The sequence below is a fragment of the Thalassotalea insulae genome, from assembly GCF_030161395.1.
Lineage (GTDB): Bacteria > Pseudomonadota > Gammaproteobacteria > Enterobacterales > Alteromonadaceae > Thalassotalea_E > Thalassotalea_E insulae.
Genome location: NZ_BSST01000001.1, coordinates 828243 through 844458, shown reverse-complemented (window position 1 = coordinate 844458; position 16216 = coordinate 828243). Strand labels below are relative to the sequence as shown.

Below are 16216 nucleotides of genomic sequence, written 5' to 3'. Positions count from 1 at the left end.
GTTTTGGCGGCATTTATTTTTTTAAGACGAAGATTTGTTTTGGCTAGGTACTTTAATTTTGTTGATGAACTCACCCCAACAAAATACAAAATTATCAATACGATTTCAGCATTACATAACAAATAAAACAATAATGTAAATGGAGAAAAGAAATGTATAGCTATAAAAAAAACGTTCTTAGTGTAGTTGCGGCAAGCTCGCTGATTATATTTCAAGCGACGGCAGCAGAACGTATTGATCTTGAACAAAGGATGCTCGTCAATGATGGCTTTAATGTTCAGCAGTTATTGAAAGGGCAGGGGGACGACACCTTTGAACCATCAGCTGCTGATGAACAAGGTGTTCGCGGACATCTATCCCATAAGCCGATCAGATATATTCAGTACCATCAAGGCGTTGAAGTTTATGGGGTCAGTATTGCTGCACAGCCACAAAATAATAGTTTTATTAATGTTTCGGGAAATTATATTGCTGACATTGCAGCTGATATTAGTTCTGTTGATACCACATTTTCGGTGGATGAAGCTGTCGATAAGGCATTAAGTTTATCACCTGATAAGGTGACTAAAGACAAGGTTTATAATATCGAAAGTAAGCTATATATTTGGCTTGATGATAACGATGAAGCGCATCTAGCCTGGCTAATTTCATACGTTGATACAACGGATAACCCAAGTAGACCACATTTTTTTATCGATGCAAATAATGGCAGTGTTTTGCAGCAATGGGAGGGCATGACTTTTGTTGACGGCACTGGACCTGGGGGGAACTTAAGAACAGGGCGCTATCAATATGGAGCTAACGGTGCTTACCCTGCGTTTGAAATCATGGGGAGTGGCAATAATTGTCGTTTAGATAGCGCGAATGTTGTGACCTATGACATGAATCATCAAAAGAGTGGTGGCAGCGTTCATAGCTTTACTTGTTATGAAAACACTGCGCGTGAAGTTAACGGCAGCTATTCTGCGTTAAATGATGCACATGCGTTTGGCCAAGCGACATTTGATATGTATTACGACTGGTATCAAAAAGCACCGCTAACACAGAAGTTAAAAATGCGTGTTCATTATGATCGTAATTATGAAAATGCATTTTGGGATGGTCAGCAAATGACCTTTGGTGATGGTTATACTACTTTTCATCCTCTTGTCGGGTTAGGTGTGGTAGCACATGAGGTCAGTCATGGCTTTACTCAGCAGAATTCTAATCTACGTTATGAAGGACAGTCTGGTGGGCTGAACGAGTCCTTTTCCGATATTGCCGCTGCCGCTGCTAGTTACTATTTGACTGGTACATTTAGCTGGCAAATCGGCGATAAAATCAAAAAAGGCAGTGGCGCGATGCGTTATATGGATTACCCAACTCGGGATGGTCGCTCAATTGATAATGCCAAAAACTATACGAGTGGTATGGATGTTCATCATAGTTCAGGAGTGTTTAATAAAGCTTTTTACTTGTTATCAACGACCGCTAACTGGGATATTCGTAAAGCGTTTGACGTTTATGTGTTGGCAAACCAAACATACTGGAACGCTAATGAAACTTTTGCCTCAGCCGGACGAGGTGTCTATAAGGCAGCTAAGGTATTAGGTTACTGTGTCGATGATGTCGTTGCTTCTTTAAACGGTGTTGGCGTTGACAATAGTGGTGCAAAAGATGGTTCAGGCTGTGGCCCTGTTGGTAATGTTAAACCTACGGCTGATTTCGGCTATCAAGCGGCTCAGTTAACCGTTACATATACCGATAGCTCTAGTGATGATAAAGCTGTGGTTAGTTATCAATGGAACTTTGGCGATGGTTTAACATCTGCTGAAATTAATCCAGTACATACCTATGCTACCGAAGGTACTTATGCCGTATCGTTAACGGTTAAAGATGCTGAAGGATTATCTGACACTAAAACCGTTAATATTACCGTTTCTGAAGATGGTTCAACCGGTTGTGATGGTGTGGCTGCATGGCAGGCATCTGCAAGTTATGCCACAGGTGATATTGTGAGTTACCAAAACTATCGATATGAAGCTACCTGGTGGTCTACTGGAGCTCAACCAGATCTTTTTAGTAATGTTTGGAAAAATTTAGGCAAATGCTCAGGTGGTGGCAATCAAGCACCTGTTGCAAGTTTTAGTTTTACTACGAACGAGTTATCAGTAAGCTTTGTCGATAGTTCGACAGATGATAAAGCGGTGGTGAGTCATAGCTGGAATTTTGGTGACGGTAGCAATTCGTCTCAAGCAAATCCTAATCACACCTATGCTGATGAAGGCAATTATACCGTGCAATTGACGGTATCCGATGCCGAAGGTAAAACTAACGCAGCATCGCAAACGATTACTGTTTCCAAAGGCGACACAGGTAGTTGTACATCTAAACCATGGTCTGCAAATACAGTTTATTTGCAAGGTGATAAAGTGTCACAAAATAATAAGGAATATCAGGCTAATTGGTGGACACAAAATGAGTCACCTGCCGATAATTCAGGTCAATGGCAAGTATGGTCATTTGTGGCAAATTGCCCTTAATGCATATTGCGTTAATATCAATTGATAAATTTAAACACCTTACTTAATAGTGAGGTGTTTTTTTATATTCAAAGAAGCTTAGTCATTATTCTTCATCAAAGTTGGGTAATACGCCACTGCGGCTGTGTTCGAAAATTAAAGAAGTTTCGACCGTAGTCACTTCATCGCGTGAAGTGATGGCATTGAAAACAAATTGACGTAAGTGCTCACTATCTCTAACTGACATATGAATAAAGTAATCATAGCTGCCCCCCATATGGTAAAGACTAACAATTTCTGGCAGTTTCAATAAATCATTTCTTAATTGATTGACGATTTCCTCTGAATAGGGTTGCAAGCGAATAGCGGCAATAGCTTCAATATTACCACCGATATTTTTAAAGTTAATATCAACAAATGCACCTTTAATGATACCGTTTGATTTCATCCGCTTGACTCGCTCAAGGCAAGTCGATGGTGCTATGCCTATTTGTGCTGCAAGTTCTTTGTTAGTGATGTCTGCGTTTTTATAAAGTATGGTTAAAATTCGTAGGTCGATATCGTCTAGTTTTTTCATTACATCAGATCTTACTGGCTATTATTAAATTATTCCTTTTCATACTACACTTATTTTTGTCTGAAAAACTAGAGTTTACCGGGGAAAAATAAAATATTTTTCGAGTTTTGTTGATTTTTCCGAATTTATTACGCCTTTTTTAACTAATCGATTGCAATGACAGTTTGGCGTTTTACGATAGTTTTGTCATTAAGGTATTTTTGACATATTATGTCGTTTGTTCATTGGAATATGATTTGATTGATACTTTGTTTGATAGAAATAACTAAGGGGTGTTATGCCGATTAAAGCGATACAAGATTTTTTGAAACTAGAAGCTGCCAGCGGCATTATTTTAATGTTTGCTGCCATAGCTGCAATGTTGATTGCCAACACAGCTTTGTCTCCTTATTACGATTTGCTTTTAAGTATCCCAGTTAAAGTTGCCATTGGAAATTTTGAGATAGCGAAACCGTTATTGTTGTGGATCAACGATGGCTTAATGGCATTATTTTTCTTTTTGGTTGGTTTGGAATTAAAGCGGGAATTTCTTGAAGGTGATTTGTCTCAGCCTGGGCAAATTTCTTTGCCAGCAATTGGCGCTATCGGCGGTATGCTAGTGCCTGCGATGTGTTACGCTTTATTTAATTATCAGGATAGTGACGCGTTAAATGGCTGGGCGATTCCAACAGCTACGGATATAGCATTTGCTTTAGGTATTTTGGCGATACTTGGCTCAAAAGTGCCGCTACAGTTAAAAGTGTTTTTAACTTCATTGGCGATATTTGATGATCTTGGTGCCATTATTGTCATTGCAATTTTCTATACTGAACAGTTGTCGTTAACTTCATTGTTATTTTCGTTAGCCATGATAATTATTTTGTTTGGCTTCAATCGAAAAGGCGTTACCAGCACAGCTCCTTATATTTTTATTGGCATCATACTATGGGTCGCGGTATTAAAATCTGGCGTTCATGCCACGTTAGCAGGCGTTGTACTGGCATTGTTTATTCCGATGAAAGGCAAAGCAGAGCATGAGTCACCATTAAAGTCATTAGAGCATAATTTGCATTCACTGGTTGCTTTTATCATTCTACCTATATTTGCCTTTGCCAATGCCGGGATTAGTTTAACCGGTGTTGGTATCGAACAAGTGTTAGCACCTGTACCACTAGGCATTATTTTAGGATTAGTACTAGGTAAACAGCTTGGCGTGTTTGGCTTTTGTTTTATCGCGATAAAACTAGGATTGGCTAAGTTACCCGCAAAGGTTAATTGGCCGCTACTCTATGGCGTTGCGACTTTATGTGGTGTTGGATTTACGATGAGCTTATTTATTGGTTCATTAGCGTTTGAGCAAAGCAGTGCGTCACCACTTTTTCAGGACCGACTAGGTATAGTTATTGGCTCATTGATTTCTGGTATCTTAGGCTATGTGATATTACGTCAAGCATTGAAGAAAATGCCGGATGAGTAGTGAGTGCTAAGTTATAAAAATGGCGATGTTATTATCGCCATTTTTCGTTAGAATACGCGAAAATTATTGTCGCTGTTTAATGATGATGCACTGTTACTCTGATCTTATTCATTTATTTGAACAAACGTTTTACCTGGAATATAACACTAAGTTAGTGAAAGGGGGTGATGAGCCGATCTATTTACCGGCTAATGAGTTGTGCCCTTATCATCAGATTGTCTTTGCTCACGGCTATTTTGCCAGTGCCTTACATGAAATCGCTCACTGGTGCCTAGCCGGGGCCGCACGTCGTTTACTGGAAGACTTTGGCTATTGGTACGTTCCTGATGGTCGCACTGCTGAACAGCAACAAGTGTTCGAACAAGTTGAAATTAAACCGCAAGCAATAGAATGGTCATTTTGTGTAGCGGCAAACAAAAGCTTTAATGTCTCGGCAGATAACTTGAGCGGTGAAGCCGGTGATACAACGAATTTTAAGCGTAATGTTCATTCTCAGGTGCAATATTATTTGCAGCATGGTTTCCCGCCAAGGGCGCAAAAATTTATTCAAGTACTAGCGAGTTTTTATCAAGTGAGTTTGCCGCTCTCTATTGGGCAATTTACTTTAGATTGCGTAACTAATGATAAAGAATTAGATGATAAGGAAATAGTTGCAGATGTTTAAATTGGGATTTGTTGTTAACCCAATCGCAGGCATAGGTGGTAGTGTCGCCTTAAAAGGCAGTGATGGTGAAGGTATTGCTCAGCAAGCAAAGGCATTAGGTGCCGAGGCGAAAGCTAATTCTAGAGCGGCTCTAGCACTGGAAGTGTTATTACCTTATCAGCAACAGATCACTGTCTATTGTGCCAATGGGTTGATGGGAGAGCAAACAGCGAATGAACTCGGTTTTAATACTGAGGTGATATATCACAGCAAGTCTGAGCAAACTACGCCACAGGATACTGAAAATGCGGTTGCTGCGTTAATCTCACAGGGAGTCGATTTATTATTGTTTGCTGGCGGTGACGGCACGGCGAGAAACATTTGTCATAAAGTTGGTGATAGTTTTCCTGTTTTAGGTATTCCAGCTGGCTGTAAAATTCATTCGGGCGTTTATGCCGTAACACCAAAGGCTGCGGGGCGCGTGGTTGAGTTAATGGTGACTAATCAGTTAGTGACGTTGACCGAAGCCGATGTTATGGATATCGATGAGTCTTTATTTCGCCAAGGCGTGGTTAAAGCCAAGCGATATGGCGAAATGCAGATCCCTGCTGAACTGCGTTATGTGCAGGCGGTGAAATCTGGTGGTAAAGAATCAGATGAATTAGTATTGCAGGATATTGCCGCAGATGTCATTAATCAGATGGATGAACAGCTATTTATTATTGGTTCAGGCTCTACTACTGCATTTTTGATGGAAGAATTAGCATTAGATAACACCTTACTTGGCGTGGATCTGGTACAAGATCAGGAATTAATTGCCAGTGATGTCATTGAATCTCAGTTATGGCAGGCGATCCAGGATAATGCTGAAAACGGAGTCAAGTTAGTGATCACCTTAATTGGTGGTCAGGGACATATTTTTGGGCGTGGCAATCAGCAGCTCAGCCCTCGTATTATTAAGGCAATAGGTAAAGATAATATTATTATTATTGCGACTAAGACTAAATTGAGTGCATTAAACGCAAGACCGTTAATCGCTGATACTGGTGACAGTGCATTAGATCAGGAGTTATCAGGTTACCTACCCGTAACGACCGGATATAATGACCAAGTGCTGTACCCGGTTGCCAGTCCTCAGTGATCTTTCACCACAAAAGTTAAGGAAGTATTTTGAATTTATCAACGTTAGCAGAACTATATCAATATTTTGATGATCTAGTGCTGCAAGATTGCAGTAACGACGACTTATTTGCCAGTAGTTATATCAAAGGTTTTATTGCGCTTGCAGCAACAGAGTTTGGCGATGAAAGTCAGCCTTTGTCAAAAGCATTAGCAGCTGTGGTAAGCGAAAAATTGACAGAAGCACGTAGTGAACTTTCACCGGAAGATAAAGTGATCGTTAATAACTACTGGTCGGGAATTAACCCCCTGTTTTGTTATTGATGTGCTGCGATTTTTCGCTTAATAATATCGCGAATGATAAAGCGATTTGGTGATAAATTGAATAGCATGTCACTATCTACCGGGTAAGGTGTACCGGTGAGATCAGCCAGCAAAATATCCGCCAGTAACGGCGCGGTACATAAGCCTCTCGCCCCTAAACCGGTTAATAAATACAGGTTTTCAATTACTGGAGCTGACTGATTAATGCGCCAGTTTTTATCTTTCGCTAAATGGGCATAGCGTTTTTTATGCTGCTCAATATCAGGCATGGCGCCAACCACCGGCAGGTGATCTGGTGTCATACAACGTAATCTTGCCTTACTAGCCGTTATATCTTGTTGCTGCCAGTGATTTAGACTAGGCAGGCAACGCTGCAACATATTTAGGTTATATTGATCATCTTTGATACTGGCTTGAGTATTGTGGCTGTGCTTTTCAAATGTAGCGCCAATGCAATGAATATTATTGTGTGATGGTGTTAAATAACCTTTATGACACAATACCGTACTAAGCTTATTTATTTTTTCATTGCTTGCTAACGAGGTCACCTGACCGCGTACTGAAGTTAATGGCAATTGATTGATATAGGGAAAGTCGATGGACTCGGCACCGCCGCAAAATACCACCACCGACGCATTAATATCTCCTTTATTGGAATGTAACAGCCATTTTTTATTTTCCAATTGGGTCATGCCGTGAATATTAACTGAGGTTTTAATTTTCAGTTGATTGTTGACCGTAGCTGCTTGTAATAATTGTGTCACCAGTTCAGCTGGGGCAATCCAGCCGGCATTAGGCATAAATAATCCGCCAAAATCTAGTGCAATATTGGCTAACTCACTAGCCTGCTGCTTTGATACACTATGAATAAGTTCATCTGGCCAGGGATTATTATCAGCGAAAATTTGCTGTCTTTGTTCCAGCGCTTTTTTATAGGAAACTTCTAATAAGCCGCACCAGCGATGGCTGAATGAATAGCCTGATTTTGCCAGTGATTTATACTGTTTCAGAGCATGCCAAAACGCTTGCTGATAGAATCGGCTAATATCATCAACTTGCTGATGTAATAGTGGATAAATGGCGCCAATGGCATTACTTGAAGCTCCTTGAGCGATTGCTTTATCACGGCAATACAAGGTGACCTTGATGCCTTTTTCTGTCAGCGCATAAGCGGTGCAGGCTGACGCAATGCCGCCGCCAATAATAGTGACATGTTGTGGTTTAGCTATCTCAGTGCGCAGTTGATAACCTTTACCACTGGTTCTATTTTGCTGGTATTTTCCTACGAGTATTTCTTTCTTTTTCCCTTGATAGCCCTGTTTTTCTAGTCTAAAACCTGCTTGCTGTAATCCGCGGCGAATAAAACCGGCCACGGTAAAGGTACTGATAGTCGCTTGCGGTTTTGATAACCGTGCCATTTGTTGGAAAAGTTCGGGTGTCCACATCTCTGGATTTTTGGCTGGGGAAAAGCCATCGAGATACCAGGCATTAACTAAGCCCGGGGATTTTCTCGGTAATAGAATCTGTGACAGGCTGTCAGTTGCATCCCCCAGATAAATAGTCAATGCCACCTTGTTTGTCACTATGTTAACGTCTAACCGTTGGTTGAGTTGTTCGGGATAGCAATCTAGTAATATGTTGACTTCATCTGTTAATTGCTCAAAGCATCTTAGGGATTGTGCCAGTTGTTGACGTGTTAACGGGTATTTCTCTGTACTGATGAAATGTAGCTTTGGCAATTTATGCTGCTTAGCTAATTTAAGGTAAAGGTGTAAAGTCAGTAAAAAGTTCAGCCCGGTACCAAAACCGGTTTCACCTATGACAAATTCTCCTTGATTAGCGAGCAATTGCTGTTTAATTTGATTGCCATTAATAAAGACTTGCTCGCTTTGTTGAAAGCCAGACTCGGTATCAAAATAGATGTCGTCGAATTGCTCGGAATAGGGCGAACCATCTTCTTGGAAAGTTATTTTATTATCAGTGGTCACTTTATGATCTTTTTTACTAATTAGTGCTATACACAGCGAATATTTTACCTATACTTGCCAGCAATTGTCATGGTTTGAATAAATCAGTGTACAAGTGTACACTGAGCAGACCAGTATGAGGGGCAAAATTCTGTATGATACGCCCGAATTTTTTAAATTTTAGATGGTTAGTTAGATGAAACGAGTAGTGATCACCGGATTAGGTATTGTATCAAGTATCGGTAATAACGCGGAAGAAGTGTTAGCTTCATTAAAAGCTGGACGTTCAGGAATTACCAAATCAGAAAGCTTTGAAGAAAAAGGCTTACGTAGTCAGGTTTGGGGTAATCCAACGTTAAACACGAAAGATCACATCGACCGTAAAGCCATTCGTTTTATGGGGGATGCTGCAGGGTATGCTTATGTTGCTATGCAAGAAGCCATTGACGATGCAAAATTAACAGAAGAACAAGTGTCTAATTTCCGTACCGGTATTGTTGCTGGCTCTGGTGGTGCTTCATCAGATAATGTCGTAAAAGCTGCCGACACGTTACGTGAAAAAGGCGTAAAACGTGTTGGTCCTTATGCAGTACCAAAAACTATGTCTAGCACTTGTTCTGCTTGTTTAGCGACGCCGTTTAAAATCAAAGGGGTAAATTATTCAATCAGCTCAGCTTGTGCCACCAGTGCTCATTGTATTGGCCATGCTGCGGAACTTATCCAATTAGGTAAACAAGATATTGTTTTTGCTGGTGGTGGCGAAGAAGTAGATTGGTCATTAGCGATGATGTTTGACGCTATGGGGGCATTATCTACTCAGTATAACGATACACCTGACAAAGCGTCTCGTACTTACGATGCTGACCGCGATGGTTTTGTTATTTCTGGCGGCGGCGGTATGGTGGTTGTCGAAGAACTTGAACACGCTTTGGCTCGTGGCGCGCATATTTATGCTGAAATTGTTGGTTATGGTGCGACTTCTGACGGCTATGACATGGTAGCCCCAAGCGGGGAAGGTGCGGTACGTTGTATGCAGCAAGCGATGCATGGTGTTGAAGGAAAAATTGATTATCTTAATACACACGGTACGTCTACCCCAGTTGGTGATGTTAAAGAATTAGGGGCCATTCAGGAATTATTCGGTAATGATTCACCAGCGATCAGTGCCACTAAAGCAATGACAGGTCATGCTTTAGGTGCTGCCGGGGTTCATGAAGCCATTTATTCATTATTAATGATGGAAAACAACTTTATTGCACCATCGATTAATATTGAAACGTTAGATGAGCAGGCCCAAGGGCTTGATATTGTTTCTGAAACTCGTGAAGCGGAGTTAGATTTAGTGATGTCTAACAGCTTTGGTTTTGGTGGTACTAACGCGACCTTAGTAATGAAAAAATACAAATAACCGTTAGCGGTCTGTATAAAAGCCGTTAACTTACGTTAACGGCTTTTTTTATGTACAGGATGTACGGTATAACGTGGGTTCATGGATGAATAGGAACGTATATGTACAGGATGTACGGTATAACGTGGGTTCATGGATGAACAGGAGCGTATATGTACAGGGTGCATGGACGCGGAGGTAGAGAGAAGCAAGATGCCAGACCTGATAATGTACGGTCGTTTTTTTTGTTCCAGAGAAAACCTAGCTATCGATGAGCGTGTAGAAATACCATCGTTTTTTGGGTGATCTGCAACCTGTGTTTGATAATTAATATATAAAAGTCATAAAGTTAATGAAAATCTTTTTCGATGAAAATATGCCGTTTGCCCGTGAATTTTTTAGTGACTTTGGCGAACTAACGGCATTTGCCGGCAGAACCTTGACCACAGAGCAAGTTGCAGAGGCTGACGTGCTGTTAGTTCGTTCTATTACTGAGGTCAATCAAAGCTTATTAGCGGCGAATAATAAACTACAATTCGTTGGCACAGCGACCATAGGTGTCGATCATATTGATCAACATTATTTACGGCAGCGCGGCATTAACTTTAGTGCTGCACCGGGTTGTAATGCGATTTCAGTTGCTGAATATGTGTTATCGTCATTAGTGGTGTTGGCAGAGCGTTATCAACTAGTATTGCAAGACCTGACGGTGGGTATTATTGGCGCGGGTAATACCGGGAGCAGATTAAGCGAAAAGCTAGATGCTATTGGAGTAAATTATCTATTATGTGATCCATTACTAGCGCAAAATGACAATGACCAAAGGGAATTCGTTGCGTTAGAGCAGGCATTAGCGTGTGATGTTATTTCGCTGCATGTTCCTAAAACTACGTCGGGTGATTATCCAACTTATCATTTACTAAATGAGCAGCGACTTTCACAACTTTCTTCTAAACAGATATTAATTAATGCCTGCCGAGGGGAAGTCACAGATAACCAAGCCTTGTTGAAAATGAAACAGCGGGGACATGGAGTAAAATTGGTGCTCGATGTTTGGGAAAACGAACCGCAAATTTTAACTGAGCTGATCTCCTACTGTGAGATAACAACTGCACATATTGCTGGTTATAGTTTGGAAGGCAAAGCGCGTGGTACGGAAATGCTCTATCAGGCATTATCTCGTTTATTAAATAAACCTGTTGAAAAGTCGCTGACGGATTTTTTACCTGATTCTGGAATAAGTCATATTGAAATAAACCAAGGATTTGACGAAATTTTACTAAACCAACTGGTTAAAATGGTTTACGATGTCAGGCGCGATGACGCGTTATTTCGTCAGCAAATAGGTCATCAACAGGAAACTGCACTAGCGTTTGATCTTTTACGTAAAACTTACCCTGCTCGCAGGGAGTTTTCATCGGTTAACGTTAGCAGCAATCAACAGCACCAGTCGGCATTTGCACATCGGCTTGGTTTCGGTAATTTACGGTAATTTAACAAGTTAAAATTGAGAGAAGGGCATGGCACAGAAATTTGATGTTTGCGTATTAGGAGCAACAGGATTGGTTGGTAAAACCATTATGGAAATTCTTGAGCAACGAGATTTTCCTGTGAATAAACTTTACCCGTTAGCGAGCGCTCGCTCAGCTGGTGAAACGATTGAGTTTAATGGTGAAACCATCGAAGTGATTGATGCTGATACCTTTGATTTTAGCTTAGCTCAAATAGGATTTTTCTCTGCTGGTGGTAGCATTTCGGCAAAGTTTGCGCCAATTGCAGGTGATGCTGGCTGTATTGTTATCGATAATACCTCAGAATTTCGTTACGAAGCAGATGTGCCTCTAGTGGTGCCAGAAGTTAATCCACAGGCATTAGCGGAATATCGTAATCGTAATATTATTGCTAATCCAAACTGTTCAACCATTCAGATGATGGTGGCATTAAAACCGATTTATGATGCAGTAGGTATTGAACGGGTAAATGTCAGTACCTATCAGTCGGTTTCAGGTGCCGGTAAAGAAGCGATGGATGAATTAGCGAAACAATGTGCGGATCTGTTAAGCGGTAAGCCGATTGAATCAAAAGCATTTTCTCGTCAGATCGCGTTTAATGTGATTCCGCAAATTGATGTCTTTATGGAAAATGGTTACACCAAAGAAGAAATGAAGATGGTGTGGGAAACTAAGAAAATACTCGGTGACGAGAATGTTTTAGTCAATCCTACTGCAGTTCGTGTGCCGGTATTTTTTGGCCATGGTGAAGCCTTGCATATCGAAACCAGAGAGCAAATTTCTGCAGAGCAAGTTAAAGAGCTTCTTAAGCAGGCTCCAGGGGTTGAAGTTTGTGAAAAGGATGAAGATTTTCCAACGCAAATTGGTGAAGCCAGCGGTGTTGATGCGACATTCGTCGGCCGTATTCGTGAAGATCTTAGCCATAATAATGGTATTAATATGTGGATTGTTGCCGATAACGTTCGTAAAGGCGCAGCAACTAACAGTATTCAGATCGCAGAATTATTAGTAAAAGAATATTTATCTTGATCTGTTAGAGATAAATTATCGGGTAATAGCTAAGTACTCGATTTATTAAAGAAAAATAAAAACTCGTCGTTATAGTTAACGACGAGTTTTTTTGTTATAACTGAGGTTAACTTGACAGGGAATATTATAGTCGTTTGGCTGTGATATACTTGTTTGGAATATTTTTTGCTTTGTTTTATCTGGACTTAGTTGTGCCAAACTATTGGCGTCAGATAAAAATAATTAGGAAACCTTAATGCAACGACTGTTACGCCTGTGCCTGTGGCAGGTTTTAATTATCAGTATTAGTTCTTTTAGCGCTGTCTCATGGTCTGCCGAAGAAGGTGGGATCCGTATTCGAGGTCCAAAATCCAGTGATCAATTTCCTTTTGAGCAATATGGCCCGATAACGTCAAAAGATACTTTATGGAATATTGCTTTGCAGGTGCGACCAGACCCAGCGTTTTCTGTCTATCAGGTCATGCAGGCATTATATGAAAAAAATCCACAAGCTTTTCATGATAATAACCTCAATCATTTAATTGACGGACAATACCTTAAACTACCAACGCCGCAGGAAATTGCGGCGATTAATCCACAAGTAGCGCAAAAAAAATCGGATCAAGATGATCAGGAGTGGCAAAGCAAGGTGGCGAAAACTGCAGCCTCTAAGCCTAAGGAAATAAAACCTGCCGTCGATGTAGTCAATAAGAAAGATTTAGAGCAAGCAAAAAGTGAAATTAATAATCAGCTGCAAAGTTATGATGATTCACAAAAACAACGATTAGCCACTATTCAAAATGATGTATTGGACTCGATTGATGGCCTGCAGGCGATTTTAAAAGAGAATGAAGAGTTACGTAACAAGCTAAATAGTTTTAACGATAAATTAGGCGAAATGCAGCAGGAAGTGGCAAAAGGGAAAGAAGTTGAGCTGCAGTTAATGAATACTAATGCGATGTTGCAGGCGTTATTAGATAAAGCCGAAGCTCGTGAACAAGAACGCCTATTAGAAAAACAGCGTCTAGAATTGGAAAATAACGGCTTTATTAATAGTCCTTGGTTTATTGTATTAACGTTATTGTTTACCTCTTCACTGGTTGCTGGCGGGATATTCCTGTTCTTTAGGAAGAAAAAACAAGCGAATGCTGATGCCGATACATCAGAGTTTGAGTTAGGAAAAATTGCAGCAGCTAAACCGGAAAAACAGCAAGAAAATAAGAAAGGTGAAGAGTTAACACTTGATGATGAATTGTCGTTAGACGACGAGTTATCTTTGGATGATGAATTATCGTTGGACGATGAGCTGGCGATTGATCTCGCTGAGGGTGATGACAATGATGACTTATTAGGTGGCGATATCGATTCGTTAGCTGATGAATTACTCGACGATGATGTCATACATCTCGATGACGATTTAGATGATCTGGATGATTTAGGCGATCTCGATGATCTGGAAGAAATTTCACTCGACGATGTTGATGATGCGCAGCTCGAACCAGATGAAGAACTGCTAGACGGAGAGTTAGATCAGGGAGATCTGGATTCTTTACTGTCAAATATCGATGAAGAAGTTGGTGAGCCAGAAGAAAATGATGATGAAATCGTCGAAGAGTTAGAAGGCGGTGAGCTTGATCAAAATGCGCTCGATGAATTGCTGATGGAAACCGGAAGCGATGACGCTGAGGATATTGTTGAAGTCTCAGGTGAAGAAGAGCTGACAGAGCCTGATGATATCGATGCCTTAATGGACTCTATGGCAAGCAAAGCGCCAGCCGCGGATGAAGTACCAGATAATGCAGAGCTAACCGATCCCGATGATATTGATGCCTTGATGGAATCTATGACAGGGGATTCGATGGCAGATGATAGCGCAGAACCTACAAGTGAAGCGCCAGCCGCGGATGATACCCCGGATAATGCAGAGCTAACCGATCCCGATGATATTGATGCCTTGATGGAATCTATGACAGGGGATTCGATGGCAGGAGATAGCGCAGAACCTACAAGTGAAGCGCCTGTCGCAGATGATATCCCGGATAATGCAGAGCTAACCGATCCCGATGATATTGATGCCTTGATGGAATCTATGACAGGGGATTCGATGGCAGAAGATAGCGCAGAACCTACAAGTGAAGCGCCAGCCGCGGATGAAGTTCCAGATAATGCAGAGCTAACCGATCCCGATGATATTGATGCCTTGATGGAATCTATGACAGGGGATTCGATGGCAGGAGATAGCGCAGAACCTACAAGTGAAGCGCCTGCCGCAGATGATATCCCGGATAATGCAGAGCTAACCGATCCCGATGATATTGATGCCTTGATGGAATCTATGACAGGGGATTCGATAGCAGGAGATAGCGCAGAACCTACAAGTGAAGCGCCAGCCGCGGATGATATCCCGGATAATGCAGAGCTAACCGATCCCGATGATATTGACGCCTTGATGGAATCTATGACAGGGGATTCGATGGCAGGAGATAGCGCAGAACCTACAAGTGAAGCGCCAGCCGCGGATGATATCCCGGATGATGCAGAACTGAGCGATCCCGATGATATTGACGCCTTACTCAATTCAATTAACGATGATCAGCCGGTATCTTCGGCAGCAGAACAGCGCAAAGAAGATAAAAATCTAGAGGTTAGCGACCAAAGCGAAATTGATGCGTTATTAGGAGAGGTTGAACCTAGTTCGTCTGCAACAACTGAAGATCAGGTTGAGCCGCAGGATAACCATCAGGAGTTAATTGCTAATTTTAGCGATGATTATGTTGCTCCATTTCTATCGGCAGATTTAAGCGCTATAGCTCAGCAACAAGCGACAGATACCGATGATAGTGATGATGAACCCGTTCAACAAGTGATCGATGATGATCTCGATATTGATGCACTTATTGCTGATGTTGAGCAGGGCAGTCAATCTGATGATGAGCCGTTAGATATTGGCGATGATATTTTGTCAAGTGAACAGGCACCTAGTGATGACTCGTCGACAATAGATGACAGTATTTTAGATGAAGTATCTGGTGAGTTTGATGAGTCGACATTAAGCCAGTTATTGCAGGACGAGCAGCAAGAAACCTCTGAAGATGAATTACCACCAGATTTTACCAACAGTGAAGTGTTAGCTGATTTGTTAGCGGAAGAGCAACAAACTGGTGAAGGTAAAGCTGATGATAGCGATATTTTGGAAATTAATGATATTGAACAGCTGGATAATGTAGATTTTGATGAGTTGCTGGCTAATATCGAAGAAGAAGCTCCACCTGGTAGTGATACCAGTGTTGACATAGAGAGTGATGATCAAGCACAAGAGTTTACTATTGGTGATGAGTTAGACAATGAATCAGACGTGAGCCAAGATGAACGTGATTTTATCTCGGTTGATGAATTAATTTCTGATACACAGGATGATTCAGATGAACAAACAGAACCTTATGAGCAAACTAATATTGATGTCGGATTAGGAGAGTTTCCTGAATTTACCACAGATGTTAATCAAGTTGATGTTGATGAGGAAGATGACAGTGGCGTCGCGGCTAAACTGGATTTAGCGAAAGTGTATATGGAAATAGGGGATAACGAAAATGCCGAAGTTATCTTGCAGGATGTATTAAAGCTCGGTGATTCAGAGCAGCAGCAGCAAGCACAAAAACTGCTGGATGATCTAGATTAACTGTTAATTTGTCAGTATTAAAAAAGGCCAAAGTATGACTACTT

General features: G+C 41.1%; 11 protein-coding genes. 9 read left to right on the top strand and 2 right to left on the bottom strand.

What is annotated here, in order from left to right; translation table 11 throughout:
• Window positions 1-152: 152 nt before the first annotated feature.
• Window positions 153-2522: a PKD domain-containing protein gene (locus tag QQK06_RS03955; protein ID WP_284243305.1), complete on the top strand. Its 2370-nt coding sequence runs from the start codon at window positions 153-155 to the stop codon at window positions 2520-2522.
• Window positions 2523-2607: 85 nt separating this feature from the next.
• Here the strand turns inward: QQK06_RS03955 and QQK06_RS03950 are convergent, their stop codons facing one another.
• Window positions 2608-3078, bottom strand: coding sequence for an Lrp/AsnC family transcriptional regulator (locus QQK06_RS03950; protein ID WP_284243304.1), 471 nt, complete (start codon window positions 3076-3078; stop codon window positions 2608-2610).
• A gap of 277 nt (window positions 3079-3355) precedes the next feature.
• Here QQK06_RS03950 and nhaA point away from each other — a divergent pair, with 277 nt between their 5' ends.
• From nhaA to QQK06_RS03930, 4 genes are all read left to right on the top strand, one after another.
• Window positions 3356-4534: a Na+/H+ antiporter NhaA gene (gene nhaA / locus QQK06_RS03945; protein ID WP_284243303.1), complete on the top strand. Its 1179-nt coding sequence runs from the start codon at window positions 3356-3358 to the stop codon at window positions 4532-4534.
• 85 nt (window positions 4535-4619) lie between these two features.
• Window positions 4620-5198 (top strand): elongation factor P hydroxylase, encoded by a 579-nt coding sequence (locus tag QQK06_RS03940; protein WP_284246566.1) that lies wholly within the window; start codon window positions 4620-4622, stop codon window positions 5196-5198.
• Window positions 5191-6318 (top strand): ATP-NAD kinase family protein, encoded by a 1128-nt coding sequence (locus QQK06_RS03935; RefSeq protein ID WP_284243302.1) that lies wholly within the window; start codon window positions 5191-5193, stop codon window positions 6316-6318. Before QQK06_RS03940 ends, QQK06_RS03935 begins: the two co-directional genes overlap by 8 nt.
• A 29-nt stretch (window positions 6319-6347) precedes the next feature.
• A complete protein-coding gene (locus tag QQK06_RS03930) occupies window positions 6348-6620 on the top strand; it encodes a YfcL family protein (protein WP_284243301.1) in 273 nt (90 codons plus the stop codon).
• Here QQK06_RS03930 and mnmC read toward each other — a convergent pair.
• On the bottom strand, window positions 6614-8608 hold the full coding sequence (gene mnmC / locus QQK06_RS03925) for a bifunctional tRNA (5-methylaminomethyl-2-thiouridine)(34)-methyltransferase MnmC2/FAD-dependent 5-carboxymethylaminomethyl-2-thiouridine(34) oxidoreductase MnmC1 (protein WP_284243300.1): 1995 nt from the start codon (window positions 8606-8608) through the stop codon (window positions 6614-6616). The two genes, QQK06_RS03930 and mnmC, sit on opposite strands and share 7 nt — an antisense overlap.
• Window positions 8609-8783: 175 nt before the next feature.
• Between mnmC and fabB the strand changes: the two genes are divergently transcribed.
• From fabB to QQK06_RS03905, 4 genes are all read left to right on the top strand, one after another.
• The gene (fabB, locus tag QQK06_RS03920; RefSeq protein ID WP_284243299.1) at window positions 8784-9995 is read left to right on the top strand and encodes a beta-ketoacyl-ACP synthase I; all 1212 of its coding nucleotides are present in this window, start codon (window positions 8784-8786) and stop codon (window positions 9993-9995) included.
• A gap of 331 nt (window positions 9996-10326) precedes the next feature.
• The gene (locus QQK06_RS03915; protein WP_284243298.1) at window positions 10327-11466 is read left to right on the top strand and encodes a 4-phosphoerythronate dehydrogenase; all 1140 of its coding nucleotides are present in this window, start codon (window positions 10327-10329) and stop codon (window positions 11464-11466) included.
• Between the two features lie 28 nt (window positions 11467-11494).
• Complete coding sequence (locus QQK06_RS03910; RefSeq protein ID WP_284243297.1) at window positions 11495-12514, top strand: aspartate-semialdehyde dehydrogenase; 1020 nt, start codon at window positions 11495-11497, stop codon at window positions 12512-12514.
• A gap of 235 nt (window positions 12515-12749) precedes the next feature.
• Window positions 12750-16172, top strand: coding sequence for a FimV/HubP family polar landmark protein (locus QQK06_RS03905; protein WP_284243296.1), 3423 nt, complete (start codon window positions 12750-12752; stop codon window positions 16170-16172).
• The last annotated feature ends 44 nt before the right edge of the window (window positions 16173-16216 follow it).